This is a genomic window from Bacillus sp. GbtcB14 (genome assembly GCF_019091205.1).
In the GTDB taxonomy this organism is placed as follows: Bacteria; Bacillota; Bacilli; order Bacillales; family Bacillaceae_G; genus Bacillus_A; species Bacillus_A cereus_AG.
Window position 1 is genome coordinate 86,840 of the sequence record NZ_JAGXJT010000010.1, and the last position, 15,776, is coordinate 102,615.

The window sequence follows — 15,776 nt, forward strand, 5'->3', positions numbered from 1 at the left end:
TTATTTCTGTTAATTTTTGCTTTTTGTGAGAAAATTATGCTTGGATTATTTGAAAAAATAAGCTTGAAAGTTACGTCATCTTCTACGCACTATTCAATTTCATAGCAGTACTTCTCACATTTGTGTCGAATTAAGAAGATATATAGGAGGGATATAGATGGAAATAGCTGTAGAACGTGTTTTTACAAAAGAGATTTTAAAAACAGCAGCGAGTTTGTTTCATGTAACAGTGGAAGAAAAGCCACTTGGAGACTTTGAAAATTATATTTTTAAGGCGAGGGGTGATAATAGTGAAGAGTACGTATTACGTTTAACTCACTCTTCTCATCGTTCCAAAAAAGAAGTAGAGGCTGAACTAGATTTTTTACGATATGTTGCGGAGAAAGGAGCAAAGGTAGCAGGACCTCTTTATTCAACTTCTCAAAATCTTGTAGAAGAAATCGGAGCAGAGGATGGAACTTTCTTTTTCGCATCCTTATTTACATATGCAAAAGGTGAGCAAGTAAAAGGAGAAGAATCGTCTTATTGGGGAGATGCTTACTTTGAAGCATGGGGAAAAGCAATTGGACAACTGCACCGCCTAACAATGAACTATCCTAAAACAAATTATCGTGATACGTGGGAAGAAGACGAAAGTGGAATTGTTAATGAATTAGAAGATGATCAAGTGAAAAAGATTGCAGCGGTATTAATGGATGAAATAAAGGCTCTTCCAATTGAAAGAGAAACGTTTGGCCTTATGCACGGTGACATTCATCCAGGTAATTTTCATTATGATGGAAAAGAGCTAACAATCTTTGATTTTGATGATGCGGCTTATAATTACTTTATACATGATTTAGCGATGGTTCTCTATTACTCTGTTCTATTTACACCATGGACAGCGGAGGAGAAGACGATATTCGCTCGTAAACAGTTACAAGTGCTAAGAAAAGGATACGAATATGAACACAAGCTGGCGGATAGTTGGTATGAATCGTTACCGCTATTTTTACGCTTACGCGATATAGGTTTATATGGCACACTCCAAAAGAAGTTTAAGGGGAAAGATATGCCAGATAACTTCCGGGAATTATCTGAAGAATTATATGAAAGAATTATAAGCAAAGAAGCGATTGTGAATATATAATACATTTTGTTCAAAACAAAGTATATAAAATAAATATATACTTTGTTTTTTTATACAAAAATATGTTTGTTTTATTAAAATAATATTGTCATAGATTCGGTATACATTTATAATTTTTATATATTCTGAAAATTCTTTATAAAGAAGGAGGGGGAATATTGGAAGCTATCGTAAATTGGATAAATAATATTGTTTGGAGTCCAGCACTTGTTTATTTATGTCTAGGAGTAGGGTTATATTTTTCCATTCGAACGAGGTTTTTACAAGTAAGGCATGTAGGAGAAATGGTGAAGCTGACATTTAAAGGAGAAAAATCAGAGGCTGGTGTTTCTTCGTTCCAAGCGTTAGCGCTTTCGTTATCAGGACGCGTTGGGACAGGGAATATCGCTGGGGTAGCAACAGCGGTTGCATTCGGTGGACCAGGAGCTGTATTTTGGATGTGGGCAGTAGCCTTTTTAGGAGCAGGATCAGCTTATGTAGAATCAACACTCGCGCAAATATATAAGACGAAACATCAAGGACAGTTTCGTGGTGGGCCTGCTTATTACATTGAAAAAGGTTTAGGTGTGAAATGGTATGCATTAGTATTCGTTGCAGCGACAATTATTGCAACAGGGCTCTTATTGCCAGGTGTGCAAGCAAATAGTATTGCCGTAAGTTTAGAAACAGCTTTTGGAATTAACACTACCGTATCAGGGGCTTTATTAGTTGTTGTATTAGCTATTATCATCTTCGGTGGAGTAAAGCGAATCGTTAATGTGGCGCAAGTTGTCGTACCATTTATGGCAGTTGGTTATATTTTAGTAGCTTGCGTTATTGTTGCTATGAATATTGAAAAATTGCCAGAAGCATTTATGTTAATTATAAGAAGTGCTTTTGCATTAGAGGCGGCTTTCGGTGGTATTATCGGTTTAGCAATTTCTTGGGGAGTAAAACGTGGTATTTATTCCAATGAAGCAGGGCAAGGAACTGGACCACATGCAGCAGCAGCTGCGGAAGTATCACATCCAGCTAAACAAGGTTTAGTACAAGCATTTTCCGTTTACATTGATACATTATTTGTTTGTTCAGCAACAGCATTTATGATGATTATTACAGGCATGTATAACGTATTTGATGCAAGCGGAAAAAACTTTATCGTAAATAAATTAAATGGTGCTCAACCAGGACCGGGATATACACAGGCAGCGGTAGAATCTGTTTTCCCTGGATTTGGAAACGGTTTCGTTGCAATCTCGTTACTATTCTTTGCATTTACAACAATTATGGCGTATTACTACATTGCAGAAACGAATATCGCGTACTTAAATCGTGATAAAGACCGTCCTTGGCTGTCTATGATACTAAAATTTGTATTTTTAGGAGCTGTATTCTACGGCTGTATAAAAACAGCAGCAACGGCGTGGGCTTTAGGTGACATCGGTGTAGGAATTATGGCATGGGTAAATATCATTGCGATTTTACTATTACAAAAGCCTGCATTAGTTGCATTAAAGGATTATGAAAAGCAGAAAAAAGAAGGAAAAGATCCAGTATTTGATCCAGGGCCATTAGGCATTAAAAATGCTGATTTCTGGGAGCATGAATACGGAAAAGATAAGAAGGAAGAAGTATCTTAATAGAATAGAAATGAAGGAGCAAAGGGAAATCCCTTTGCTTTTTTTGTGGACAAAAATGAAGTGAGAAGTTATTTTTGGGACTATTTTTGAATATAAAAAGAATGTACATGCTTTATTAGGGGAAGGGGGGAGTATGTTGATAGAGTTTCGTAATGTAAATAAATATTATGGTAACTTTCAAGTTTTAAAAGATATTAATGTACAAGTGAAAAAAGGTGAAGTGGTAGTAGTTGTTGGGCCGTCTGGATCAGGAAAAAGCACGTTGCTTCGGTGTATAAATCAGCTAGAGACAATTACAGACGGAGAGTTAATGGTACAAAATACGGAGGTACACAATGTAAAAACAGATATGAATGAATTACGTCGAAATATCGGAATGGTCTTTCAACATTTTTATTTATATCCACATAAAACGGTTCTTCAAAATATTACACTAGCACCGATTAAAGTAAACAAAGTTTCAAAAGAAGAAGCTGAGAAAACAGCGATGTTTTATTTAGAGAAAGTAGGAATCCCGGAGAAGGCTAGTGTATACCCGCATCAATTATCCGGAGGACAACAGCAAAGGGTAGCAATTGCTAGAGGGCTCGCAATGCAGCCGGAAATTATGCTATTCGATGAGCCTACATCTGCTCTTGATCCAGAGATGATTGGTGAAGTACTTGATGTTATGAAAACGCTAGCTAAAGAAGGGATGACGATGGTCGTTGTCACGCATGAAATGGGATTTGCTCGAGAAGTAGCAGATCGGATTTTATTTATGGATGATGGCAAGATCATTGAGGATACAACACCAGCGCAATTCTTTGTAAGTCCTGAACAAGAAAGAGCGCGTCTATTTTTAAGAAGAGTGTTAAACCATTAAAGGAGGAATTTCATGCTTAAAATGAAAAAGTTGTTTACCTTAATTGTATTCTCATGTTTATTCGTGCTTGTCGTTGCTGGATGCGGAAGTAAAAAAGATGAGGCGAAAGAAACGAATACGAAGCAAGGTGGGGCCGTGGAGCAAATTAAAAAGCGCGGGAAATTAGTAGTTGGGGTGAAGAATGATACGAACTTATTTGGATTGAAAAACCCTTCAACAGGGCAGGTAGAAGGATTTGATGTTGATATCGCAAAGGCGCTTGCGAAAAAAATTCTTGGAGATGAAAAGAAACTAGAATTAAAAGAAGTAACGTCTAAAACGCGTATTCCATTACTGAAAAACGGTGATATCGATGCAATTATCGCAACAATGACAATTACGGAAGAACGTAAAAAAGAAGTGGATTTTTCAGATGTATATTTTAAAGCAGGGCAATCGTTACTTGTGAAAAAGGGAGTTGATATTAAAGGTATTGATGATGTGAAAAAGGGTGTAAAAGTGTTAGCTGTAAAAGGTTCAACGTCTACAAATAATATTCGTCAAAAGTCACCGGAAGCGACCGTATTAGAATTTGAAAATTACAGTGAGGCGTTTACGGCGTTAAAAGCAGGGAAAGGCGATGTTTTAACGACAGATAATGCAATTCTTTACGGAATGGCAAAACAAGATTCTAATTATGAAGTTGTAGGGAAAATTTTTACGGATGAACCGTACGGAATTGCAGTGCAAAAAGGTGCAGGTGATTTAACGAAAGAGATTAATAGCTTGCTAAAAGATATGAAGGCGAGTGGGGAGTACGACAAATTGTATGAGAAATGGATTGGGCAAAAACAAGAGAAGTAAAGTGAAACTTTAATTAGTGAGTCTTTATTTCTAGTGAATAGTAAGAGTGAGAGGATGAGGGATGCTCATCCTCTTCTTGTAAAGAAAGAGGGGAGAATATGTGCCTGATTTTTCTATATTAACGAATAACATTGATATGTATGTAGAAGGCTTTAAGTATACAGTTATGTCTAGTGTAATCGCATTAATAGGCAGTTTTATTTTAGGTGTAGTATTGGCGATAATGCGTATTGCACCGATCCGCATTTTAAATTGGTTGGGAGCCACTTTTGTAGAGTTTGTCAGAAATATTCCACTCGTATTAATTGCATTTATATTCTATTTTGCTTTACCTGTAATAGGAATCACTTTAAATGGTTTTGTAGCAGGGACAGTTACGCTTACTGTATATACTGCATCGTTTATTGCAGAAGTCATTCGCGCCGGTATTTTATCCGTAGCAAAAGGTCAAATGGAAGCAGCACGTTCCTCAGGATTGACTTATACGCAAGCAATGTACCATGTCGTTTTACCTCAAGCGATGAAAATCGTAATCCCTCCTTTAGGAAATCAATTTCTCAATTTAGTAAAAAATTCTTCCATACTCGGAATTATCGCTGGTACGGATTTGATGTATCAAGGAGATTTAATTTCAACGAAAACGTTTGTTACGTTTGATGTCTATATATTTGTCGGGATGTTTTATTTAATATTAACAATTCCGCTCAGTATGCTAGTGCGTTATTTAGAAAAACGCTTAGCAAAGGAGGCGGTGTAAATGGATTTTAAGGGAGCAATTACAGGAGATCATATTCTGTTTTTATTAAAAGGATTGCTTATAACATTAGAGGTAGCGCTCGTAGCAATTGTGCTTAGCTTTATTATTGGTAGTGTAATAGGGATATTGCGCTACATGAAAATACCTGTTGTCTCACAAGTCTTAGGAATTATCGTTGAAATGATTCGAAATTTACCACTACTTTTAATTATATTTTTCACATATTTTGCACTGCCAGAAGCAGGATTGAAATTAGAAATTATAACAGCTACAATTGTTGCTTTAACAATATTTGAAGCAGCAATGATATCTGAAATTGTTCGAAGTGGTCTATTATCTATTGAAAAAGGACAGATTGAGGCTGCAAGATCTTCAGGATTAACGTATGTTCAAGCACTTTGGCATATTATTTTACCACAAGCATTAAGAAGAATGGTCCCGCCGCTTGTCAGCCAGTTTATTTCATTGCTGAAAGATACAGCGCTTGCAGTTGTTATATCATTACCAGAGCTTATGCATAATGCTCAAATTATTAGCGGGCAGAATGTAAATTATATGATCCCAACGTTTATAGTAGTAGCTTGTATGTACTTTATCGTAAATTATAGTTTATCAATTTTATCGAGAAGATTAGAACTTCGTTAACCCTTACAATATATGTAAGGGTTTTCCCTTGTTTATCCTTATTTTCCTCTAATTAGAATCTTAATCTCGCGATAAATCGATTTTTTATATTATTTTATCAGAAAAGTTTTAATTTTATATAGAAATTGTAACCGCTTTCGTGTATATTTTTATTATCAGAAAATTTTAACAAGATATAGGGGTATCGGTAGGGGGAGGATTTAGATGCAGCAACCAACGAATGAGAAATTACATCGTACGATGAAGAGTAGACATTTATTTATGATCGCATTAGGTGGTGTAATCGGAACTGGTTTTTTCTTAGGTTCAGGTTACACCATTAATCAGGCTGGACCAGGGGGAGCCATCCTTTCATATTTAGTGGGCGGATTTATTATGTATTTAACAATGCTTTGTCTAGGAGAGTTAACGGTAGCAATGCCAGTTTCAGGTTCTTTCCAAAAGTATGCGACGAAGTTTATTGGACCAGGAACGGGCTTTATGATTGGCTGGCTATATTGGCTTGGTTGGGCAGTAACAGTAGGACTAGAATTAACGTCAATCGGTTTAATGATGAAAAGATGGTTTCCAAATGTTGATGTTTGGGTATGGTGTCTTGTATTCGGCGTTATTTTATATGCTTCAAATGCAATTTCTGCGAAAAGTTATGCTGAATTAGAATTTTGGTTCTCTAGTATTAAAGTAGTTACAATTCTTGCATTTGTTGTTCTTGGTGGTAGTGCATTATTAGGGTTTATATCATATGACGGAAAAGAAGCAGCACCTCTTTTCTCTAACTTTGTAAGCGATGGTGGATTATTCCCGAATGGACTAGCTGCCGTATTACTTACAATGATTACAGTTAACTTCTCGTTCCAAGGAACAGAGTTAATCGGGATTGCAGCGGGAGAAAGTGAAAATCCAGAAAAAACAATTCCACGTGCGATCCGTAATACAGTATGGCGCATTATGTTATTCTTCATTTTAACAATGACGATTTTAGTAGGATTAATTTCTTGGAAAGAAGCAGGGGTAATTGAAAGTCCATTTGTAGTTGTATTTGATAAAATCGGTATTCCATACGCAGCTGATATTATGAACTTCGTTATTATTACAGCGTTACTATCAGTAGCGAATTCAGGATTATATGCGGCAACTCGTATATTATGGTCACTTTCAAATGAAGGAATGGCACCAACATCTTTCAAGAAAGTAAATAAGCGTGGTATTCCAATTACAGCGCTAGTCGTAACGATTGCTGTAGCTGGTCTTTCTTTATTCACAAGTTTCCTTGCAGAAGATACAGTATACATGTATTTATTATCTATAGCTGGTTTATCAGCTGTATCAAGTTGGATCATTATTGCTTTATCGCAACTTCGCTTTAGAAGTCAGTATATAAAAGGCGGAGGAAAGTTAGAGGACTTAAAGTATAGAACACCACTATACCCGATTGTTCCAATTTTAGCTTTAATTACAAATAGCATCGTTGTTATTAGTTTAGCGTTTATTCCTGAACAACGAATGGCGTTATATTGTGGTATTCCATTTATCATTTTCTGCTATATATATTATTATATGAGTAAGAAACGGAAGAAACCGATGAAAGTGGAGATGGAGACAACAAATGAAACTAACAATCAAACACGATGATATTGAGGCAGATTTATCGTATGGTCAATTAGCGATTGGAAAAGAAAACGGGTATTCACCGTTACAATTACTCGTTTCTTCTATCGCGGGATGTAGTGCAATTGTCTTTCGAACAATTTTAGAAAAGAAACGTATTACATACGATACGTTTACAATCGAAACGGAAGTTGGTAGAAGTGAAGCTTTATCAAAACCAGTTGAAAGTGTTCATTTGCACTATAAAATTAAAGCACAAAACATTACAGAAGAGCAATTGGACAAGGCGTTGCAACTTGCAGTGAAAAATTGTACGATTGTTCAATCGATAAAAGATAGTATAAAAGTTACGGAAACAATTGAACTAATAAAGTAAAACATAAAAACGTGAGAATACGACTCTCACGTTTTTATGTTTTTAATAAAGGGAGAAATATGATGGAATGTTTAGGGTGTAAATTAGCCAACGAAGAAGAAATTATATATAAAATATATGAAGATGACTATGTAACATGCTTTTTAGATCATGAACCTTTCTATTCAGGTCATACTTTAATTGTGCCAAAGCAACATGTTGTAGAAGTAGACGAATTAGAGGATGTTGTAGCGAAATCGATTATGGATGCTTCTAAACTTATTGCAAAAGCGATTAAGGCATTATATAAACCAGATGGAATTACAATTTGTCAAAATGGTGGAGTATTTAACGAGTTAACGCATTACCATATGCATGTCGTACCAAGATATAAAGAGCGCTCGTTTGCCGAGTTTTATATGGTACAGCTAGGAGAGAAGGAGAATTATAACTTGGAAGAGACAAAGCATTTGTTTAAAAGAAGCGATAGAGCGAATACTGCTTACTGAAAAGGCGTAAGAGGGATGTTCTCAATGGAACAGTCAGGAAAATTCTAATATAAAAAATCCCAATTTCTCAGTTACAATAGAGAAATTGGGATTTTGTTTATTCTATTATTAAATTTTATATATAAAAAGATTTTGCAGTGTCACAAAGTATAGCGCTCATTCGTTATATAGAGTGAGAGGAGGAATTATATGAAAGTTATAAATAACGATTATGAAAAGATGGAAGAGCTATATGAGTTGTATGAACAAAAAATTTATTATGTAGCGTATTCTATTTTAAATAATATTCAGCAGGCTGAAGATGCGGTTCAAGAGACATTTATTACTCTTTATAAGAACTTGGAAAAGCTCCATAGCTTGAGCACTGAAGAGCTTAAACGCTACATTTTGAGGGTCGCGAAAAACAAGGCGATTGATAGTTATCGAAAAAATAAACGACATGAAACATTTTTAGAAGAATATGAAAGAGAATCAACAGAAGCAGTAGATGAAAATATTGAAGAGTGGGAAAAACGTAAAATGTCTGAGGTTCAAATTGATACATTGCTAAAAGAGTTAAATGAATCGAACAGACAGGTGTTTAAGTACAAAGTCTTCTATAACTTAACGTATCAAGAAATTTCAAGTGTCATGGGGATAACGGAGGCCAATGTCCGTAAGCAGTTTGAACGCGCTCGAAAACGAGTTCAAAATATGATAGGAGGTATACAACATGACGAATTCAAAGAACTCCAAAGAAATATATGAACTTGCTGAAAAAATTGCTTTAGATGATTTTGATAAACTCGAAGAACAACATGAATTTTCACATACATATACGCGCAAAAAGAAATTGTTTATGGAAGAAATGAAGCTGAAGGGCGAGCGACCACAGAAAAAGCGTAAAAGACATCGTATGTTAATCGCTGCTGCCTGTTTATTAATTGGTATGCCGACAACTGTTTTTGGTGCAGTGAAAGTATATAATATGATTGTTCAAAAACAAAATTACGAAGTAAATGTTTCCTTAACAAATAAGGATTCGAAAAAGAGTGATCAGTGGTATAAGTTGAAGGTTGGTAAATTGCCAGAAAATATGGAAGCAATTGATGACACTGCTATGAAATATTCATTTAAAGATAACTACGCAAAGGGTGGATTTTCATTCATTCTTTGGAGAGTAGGAAAAGATTCGAATTTTAAAACACTGTACTCAAAAAGCTACGAAGAGAAAGAGATACATGGCAAGAAAGCAGTGATTGTTAATAAAGAAAATGGAAACAACAATTTAGCGTTTAACAGAGAGGTCTTTCTCTTTTTTGAGAAAGAGGGGATCATGTTACAAAGTTATATTGGAAACGATATAAACGAAGAACAAATGGTGGATGTGTTAGGGAACATTTCCCTTGAGCCTACGTCAAAAGAAAAGGCATCACATATAACAGATTATGATAAAAAGTATTTTAGCGAAGAAAGTAAGCCTAAAAAAACTAAGGTGATTCCTTTGAAAAAAGATAGTAAACGACTATTTCATATAGGACAAAAAGTTCCAGTAACGATTATCATGGATAACAGTAAAATTGAATATGTGATAGAAAAAGTTGAAGTTTTTGATTCCATTAAAGATTTTAAACAAGAAAACTTTAATGAACTTGGTTTAGGAATACTAAGCGAGAATCAGGCTTTGAATCAAGCTGGACAATTGATACCATATAGACGGGATGAATATAAATTTGGAAATGGTAAAGATTCAATTGATCAATTAGTAGAGTCAAGATTAATTCAGCCTAAATTTGTCTACTTGACAACAACAGTGAAAAATATAGGTAAACAGGAAACAAAAGAAATCTATATGCATCCATCCCTACAAGTGCTTAAAAGTAAGGGGAATGTATGGAATTACGCTGAAAGAGCTGGAATTGTGGAAAAAAATATTATGACGGGCGAAGTTGATTATTTAGAACCTCACGGAGACGGGAAAAGCTTTTATAATATTGGTAGTATCCGACCGGGACAAACGGTAAAGGTTAACTTAGGTTATTTTGTAGATGAGGATAAGTTAGATTCAATCTTCCTTGATGCTTTCCGTTACAGTGGGTCTAGTGGCACTGAGAATATGAATGAGAAAAATCGTTGGTGGTTCGATATTCGTCAACAGTCAAAATAATAGAAACAAATCGCCGAAAAAAGCTGCTTATATTTAGCAGCTTTTTTCGTCCCCATACATATGTAAAATTTCTTTCGCACGTATACGTAAACCATCTATCAATTCTTTCGGTTCTAACACTTTTGCATCTTTTCCAAGCCTATAAAATAAAGGCGTAATAAAATTAATTTCACCTTTATCAATTGTTGAATGTATATATCCTGTCCCGTCTTCGTTTATTACAACGAGCTCTTCAAGGTAAGGAACGCTTTTACATTGGCGTACACCTTCTGTTGTCAGTAAAACATGTAACTGAGTAGGACTGTGTACTACGTTAGAGTTAGAGATAAACCACTCTTCTAAATTCATGAATGTATCTTCATTTTCTTCTGTGGATAATATAGAGAGAATGCGGTCGACGCGATACAGTAATATTTTTTTTCTACTAAAGTCGTAGGATGGTAAGTACCATAGCCCGTCATGCGCATATACACCGATAGGGTGAACATGTTTTGTTTTTATCCCCGATTTAGATTCGTATTGAAAGTGTAAATCTTTATTTTCAATAGCCGCGGTTAGCACTTCGTTTAAAAGGGGTGTATCAATTGTTCTCTTTGGATTCCAAAAAGCGATATAAGATCGTATTTTATCAACTTTCGCTTTCGCATCATCTTGTAGAGAGCTATACAGTTTATGCGTAACGGAATTGATTTCTGTGTTAAATGGTAAGTCTCTGTAGTAGCTTAAAGACTGAAAAGCAAAAAAGATGGATACTGCTTCTTCTTCCGTAAATAAAATAGGCGGAATGACTTTATTCGTTAATACTTTATATCCTCCGTTACGACCTTGTTCTGCGTAAAGGGGTAATCCCATATCACTTAAATCTAAAATATATCTATGGACAGTACGAACAGAAATGTTAAATTCATCAGCTATTTCCTGCGCTGTAAATGTTCTTTTCGCAGAAGCGAATATAAGAATGTCTAGTAAACGTTTTGCTTTTGACAACTATCTCACTCGTTTCTTTTTTAACATGACATGAATTGTCATGTTTTAAGGTTAGTATAGTGTGTATAAGGTCATTTTATCAATATACGTTGCAAGGAGGAAAAGAGATGTCACGTGAAGTTGTTTTATTTATAGCCGCTAGTTTGGATGGATATATTGCGAAAGAAAATGATGATTTAGAGTGGTTAATGGAAACGGAAGGAGAGGGAGATAACGGTTATACAGAAATGTATGAAACGATTGATACAATAATTATGGGGAAAAGAACGTACGATTATGTAGTAGAGCATACGGAAACATTCCCATACTTAGATAAAAAATGTTATGTCTTTTCTAATTCAGAAAAAGGTTCAAACGAACATGTAGAGTTTGTAAATGAAGATGTAGTGGAGTTTACAAAAAGGTTAAAGGCACAAGAAGGATCTAAAATATGGATGGTCGGTGGAGGAAGTCTACTGAGTGAGTTCTTTAAAAATAATCTAATTGATGAATATGTCGTTACGATTACACCGCATATATTAGGTTCTGGAGTTCCATTATTTCAAGACAAGAATCCGGAAATTAATTTAACTTTAACGGATACGAAACGTTTTGGGCAATTTGTAAATTTATACTATAAAGTAAAATGATAAAGAAACACGACTACCATCAATAGTCGTGTTTCTTTATAGATGGTAATGAAATGATAAAGCAAGACCCGTGATCGACTTTACTCGTGACAGTAATCGTCCCGCCGTGTAATTCTACAATTTCCTTCACGATAGAGAGTCCTAAACCAGTTCCGCCTGTAGCGCGTGTTCTTGCTTTATCAACCCGATAAAAGCGGTCGAAAATGTGAGGGAGATCTTCAGGTGGAATACCTTCACCTTCATCTTCAATTGTAATGGAAATACGTTTATGTTCTTCTATAACAGAAATGTTTATATGAGAATGCTCCTTTGAATGTCTATACGCATTATTTAAAATGTTCACCACAACTTGTTCGAAGCGTTGTTCATCTAAGTTTACTAGCAGTGTAGGAGGACAAGAGAAAGAAACTTTAATGTATCTTTCTTTATATATGGTATTTACTTTTTCGGCTATGCGAGTCAGGAAGGTGTGTAAATATACTTCCTTTACTTGAATAGAAAAGTTATGTTGTTCCATTTGTGCAAGTGAAAATAAATCTTGAACTAAGTTTGTAATGTAATCAGACTCATCTTTTATAATAGATAAATATCGCAAACGTTGCTCAGGAGATGTGGTTTCTTTTAAAGCAATGTCAGCATAACCTCTTACGTATGTTAACGGTGTTCGTAATTCGTGAGCAACGCTTGCTAGAAATTCACTTCGCTCTGTTTTCATATAATGTAAATCATTTGCGAGCGTTTGGATAGATGATGCTAGTTCACCAATTTCATCATTTCGAGTAGTCGTTAATGAAACAGATAAATCGCCTTTACTCATTTTTTCAGTGGCATGTTTCATGTGTAACAATGGTTTTGTTAACAACCGTGATAAGAGAAAGATGGTGATGGCTGTTAATAGAAAAGTAATGGCTCCGGCAATAATGAATTGTCTTGTTAGCCCGTTAACCATTCCCTCAATTGATTCCGTTCCGAGAAACATATATACGTAGCCTTCCGTTTTTCCTGCGACTATAATGGGGCTAACTGTACATATATAATTAGATGTTTTCCAATGATTCTCTATAATTGCTCCGTCATGATCTGTCCGTGTTTGCATCTTTTCAATATGCGTTTTTATAGTAGTATTTATTTCATTGGATTTAGCTAGTACATCTTTATGTACATTTGTAATAACAACAGTAGTTTCGGCTTCGGATTCCATTAGTGCAACATGGGAGATTGTTTGCTTATCAAAATACTTTTCAAGGACATCTCGGTGACTATTTCCGCGCTTTAATAAAGCTGTCATTTCTTCATTTACTCTATTGTTGACAAGGCTATAATAAAGCAAGACAAATAGAACACTTTCAATTAAAAGTGTGACGATTAAAAAATAAAATCCGAGTTGAATAGAAATTCGCTTCATCGTTTTGCTCCTTAATCTAGAGTATCAACCCATCGATATCCGACTCCGTAAACAGTTTTTAAATGGTGATCAATAGGGAAATTTACTTTTCGTAATTTATCACGCAAATTACGAATATGTGAATCAACTGTTCTGTCTTCTGTATTTGTATTTAATCCCCAAATTCGTTCGATGAGTTGATCACGGCTTAATACGTAGTTCACATGGCGTAAAAATAATCCGAGTAAAGAAAATTCAATTGGTGTGAGAAGGAGTTCTTCATTATGGACAGAAACGAAGTGTTTTGTTTCATCCCATACAATACCGTGATATTGGATTTGTTTATGTTCATTTGTACGTCTTAAAACGGCTTCAATTCTTGCGAAAAGTTCTTCTTCATGGAAAGGTTTCGTTACGTAATCATCGGCTCCGAGTTTTAATCCTTGAACGACATCTACTGTTTGATCACGAGCTGTAACCATAATGATAGGAATGTTACTAAAAGATCGAATTCTTTTGCACGTTTCCCATCCATCCATCTTTGGCATCATAATATCGAGTAAAATAAATTTGAAGTTTCGATTTTCTATATGTGAAATAGCTTCTTCTCCGGACAATGCACATACGCAGTTATATCCGATTGGAGTAAGATAAAGTGTTAATAATTCAAGCATTCTCGGTTCATCATCTACGAGTAGTATATCGATCATAGAGTACCTCCGCATTTGTAGTTATTACTTAAATTGTAAGTCAAAATCATGAAGAAATGGTGCAGATTATAATGCATCTGCATAATTTCTTCAGAATTGCTTGTTATTGTAAAGTTGAAATTCTATTTTAGGTAATGATATTGGCTCGAAAATGATTCATATGGAGGCGGTATAGTGAAAAAAATGACCCGAGTTTTTGGGATAACAATAATTACAGCAGTTGGTCTTGCGGCATGTGGACAAACGAATACAGATCATAAAAATCATGAATCTAAAGAAGAGAAGAAAACAGAGCAGAAGGAAATGAAAATGAATCAGGAGGTAACTGCGCCGAAACAAATGAATCAAGGTGCATCGAATGATTTATTAACGACAAGTTTAAAAAATATAACGAGATTAAATACAAATGATCCTCTGCAAATGGCAGTATTAACTTCGCAAACGATATGGCCAGCAACGCATAAAGAGAATCAGCCAGGCGCTATTATTTTAGTACCAGTAAACGAGTGGCAATTAGGTATTGCGAGTGCAGACCTTATTCATCATCCGAATAACGGACCGATTTTATTTATAGAAAAAGAAAAGATACCCGAAATGACGTTAAAAGAAATAAAACGGCTAAATCCGCTCGGAACGAAAGATGGAACACAAATTATGGTGATGGGGGATGTAGGTGCATCTACCCTTGAGCAATTAAAAAATTATAAAGTAAAACAAATAAAAGAAAAGGATCCAGCTATATTTGCTAAAGATGTGGATAAAGAATACGCCGATATAACAGGAAGCTATCCAAATAGTGTTATTATCGGTTCGTCTGCAGAAGAAGGACGTTTATATACAACCCCCGCTGTAAACTGGATTTCTCATATGCCGGAACCACTACTCTATACAGAAAAGAATAAAGTGCCAGAAGCGACAATAGAGGCATTAAAGATGAGAAAAGATAAAGCAAATATATATTTACTAGGACCAGAAAAAATCGTTTCAAAAGAAGTAGAAAAAGAGTTAAGCAAATACGGGAAAGTAACGCGTATTAGCGGTGAGACTCCAACAGAAAATTCTATCGCATTTGCGAAGTTTAAAGATGAAAAAACAAAATTTGGCTGGGGATTCACAAAACCTGGTCACGGTGTATCATTTGTTTCAAGCAAAACACCAGATTTAGCAGTTGCTGGGGCACCTTTTTCACATATGGGTAAACACGCACCTGTTGTCTTATTAGAAGAAGGGAAAGCTTCACAACCAGTGTATGACTTCCTTGCTACTATTCAGCCGAAGTTTAAAGATGATCCAACACTTGGACCATATAATCATGGCTTCTTATTAGGAAGTACGAGTGATATTTCATTTGAAACACAAGGAATACTAGATGAGAGGTTAGAAATTGTTCAGGAAAGTGGTAAAGGACACGGTGGACATTAATAAAAGGAGTAAAGGCGCTACTAAGGTAGCGTCTTTTTCTTTAGGAAACTTTTACATAGCAAAAAATCTTATACTCGTTATATAATAGCTTTCGTGCAGTCGGCTTAGATTTTCTTATGGAGAAAATCAAATGATAAAGTGAAACTTTAATCAGTGGGGGTTTTGTTC

At 35.3% G+C, this 15,776-nt stretch carries 15 protein-coding genes and 1 pseudogene; 13 read left to right on the forward strand and 3 right to left on the reverse strand.

Going from position 1 to position 15,776, the window contains the following annotated elements; translation table 11 throughout:
- Positions 1-157: 157 nt before the first annotated feature.
- The 11 genes and pseudogenes from KVT31_RS23770 to KVT31_RS23820 all read left to right on the forward strand — a co-directional run bounded on the left by KVT31_RS23770 (position 158) and on the right by KVT31_RS23820 (position 10,476).
- A complete protein-coding gene (locus KVT31_RS23770) occupies positions 158-1,129 on the forward strand; it encodes a phosphotransferase enzyme family protein (RefSeq protein ID WP_088095135.1) in 972 nt (323 codons plus the stop codon).
- A gap of 158 nt (positions 1,130-1,287) precedes the next feature.
- Positions 1,288-2,748: an alanine/glycine:cation symporter family protein gene (locus KVT31_RS23775; RefSeq protein ID WP_088095136.1), complete on the forward strand. Its 1,461-nt coding sequence runs from the start codon at positions 1,288-1,290 to the stop codon at positions 2,746-2,748.
- A gap of 133 nt (positions 2,749-2,881) precedes the next feature.
- Entirely contained in the window at positions 2,882-3,613 is a 732-nt protein-coding gene (locus KVT31_RS23780; protein ID WP_088095137.1) for an amino acid ABC transporter ATP-binding protein, read from the forward strand.
- 12 nt (positions 3,614-3,625) lie between these two features.
- Positions 3,626-4,456: a glutamine ABC transporter substrate-binding protein GlnH gene (glnH, locus tag KVT31_RS23785; RefSeq protein ID WP_088095138.1), complete on the forward strand. Its 831-nt coding sequence runs from the start codon at positions 3,626-3,628 to the stop codon at positions 4,454-4,456.
- Positions 4,457-4,556: 100 nt separating this feature from the next.
- A complete protein-coding gene (locus KVT31_RS23790) occupies positions 4,557-5,213 on the forward strand; it encodes an amino acid ABC transporter permease (RefSeq protein ID WP_088095139.1) in 657 nt (218 codons plus the stop codon).
- A complete protein-coding gene (locus tag KVT31_RS23795) occupies positions 5,214-5,858 on the forward strand; it encodes an amino acid ABC transporter permease (RefSeq protein WP_088095140.1) in 645 nt (214 codons plus the stop codon). It abuts the gene before it with no gap.
- A 204-nt stretch (positions 5,859-6,062) separates the two neighbouring features.
- Positions 6,063-7,490: an amino acid permease gene (locus tag KVT31_RS23800; RefSeq protein WP_088095141.1), complete on the forward strand. Its 1,428-nt coding sequence runs from the start codon at positions 6,063-6,065 to the stop codon at positions 7,488-7,490.
- Positions 7,465-7,842, forward strand: coding sequence for an OsmC family protein (locus KVT31_RS23805; protein WP_088095142.1), 378 nt, complete (start codon positions 7,465-7,467; stop codon positions 7,840-7,842). The genes KVT31_RS23800 and KVT31_RS23805 overlap by 26 nt, the downstream gene beginning before the upstream one ends.
- 62 nt (positions 7,843-7,904) lie before the next feature.
- A pseudogene (locus tag KVT31_RS23810) lies at positions 7,905-8,340 on the forward strand (HIT family protein).
- Between the two features lie 179 nt (positions 8,341-8,519).
- Positions 8,520-9,077, forward strand: a complete 558-nt coding sequence (locus KVT31_RS23815) for an RNA polymerase sigma factor (RefSeq protein ID WP_088095143.1) — start codon at positions 8,520-8,522, stop codon at positions 9,075-9,077.
- Complete coding sequence (locus tag KVT31_RS23820; RefSeq protein WP_088095144.1) at positions 9,043-10,476, forward strand: DUF4367 domain-containing protein; 1,434 nt, start codon at positions 9,043-9,045, stop codon at positions 10,474-10,476. The genes KVT31_RS23815 and KVT31_RS23820 overlap by 35 nt, the downstream gene beginning before the upstream one ends.
- A gap of 33 nt (positions 10,477-10,509) precedes the next feature.
- Here KVT31_RS23820 and KVT31_RS23825 read toward each other — a convergent pair whose 3' ends face one another.
- Complete coding sequence (locus KVT31_RS23825; RefSeq protein WP_088095145.1) at positions 10,510-11,463, reverse strand: helix-turn-helix transcriptional regulator; 954 nt, start codon at positions 11,461-11,463, stop codon at positions 10,510-10,512.
- 107 nt (positions 11,464-11,570) lie between these two features.
- Between KVT31_RS23825 and KVT31_RS23830 the strand changes: the two genes are divergently transcribed.
- Positions 11,571-12,092, forward strand: a complete 522-nt coding sequence (locus KVT31_RS23830; protein ID WP_088095146.1) for a dihydrofolate reductase family protein — start codon at positions 11,571-11,573, stop codon at positions 12,090-12,092.
- A 19-nt stretch (positions 12,093-12,111) separates the two neighbouring features.
- Here KVT31_RS23830 and KVT31_RS23835 read toward each other — a convergent pair whose 3' ends face one another.
- Positions 12,112-13,497 (reverse strand): sensor histidine kinase, encoded by a 1,386-nt coding sequence (locus tag KVT31_RS23835; protein ID WP_088095147.1) that lies wholly within the window; start codon positions 13,495-13,497, stop codon positions 12,112-12,114.
- 11 nt (positions 13,498-13,508) lie between these two features.
- Positions 13,509-14,186, reverse strand: a complete 678-nt coding sequence (locus tag KVT31_RS23840; RefSeq protein WP_088095148.1) for a response regulator transcription factor — start codon at positions 14,184-14,186, stop codon at positions 13,509-13,511.
- A 174-nt stretch (positions 14,187-14,360) separates the two neighbouring features.
- On the opposite strand from KVT31_RS23840, the gene KVT31_RS23845 reads away from it, so the two are divergent.
- Positions 14,361-15,608, forward strand: coding sequence for a cell wall-binding repeat-containing protein (locus KVT31_RS23845; protein WP_088095149.1), 1,248 nt, complete (start codon positions 14,361-14,363; stop codon positions 15,606-15,608).
- Positions 15,609-15,776: the final 168 nt, after the last annotated feature.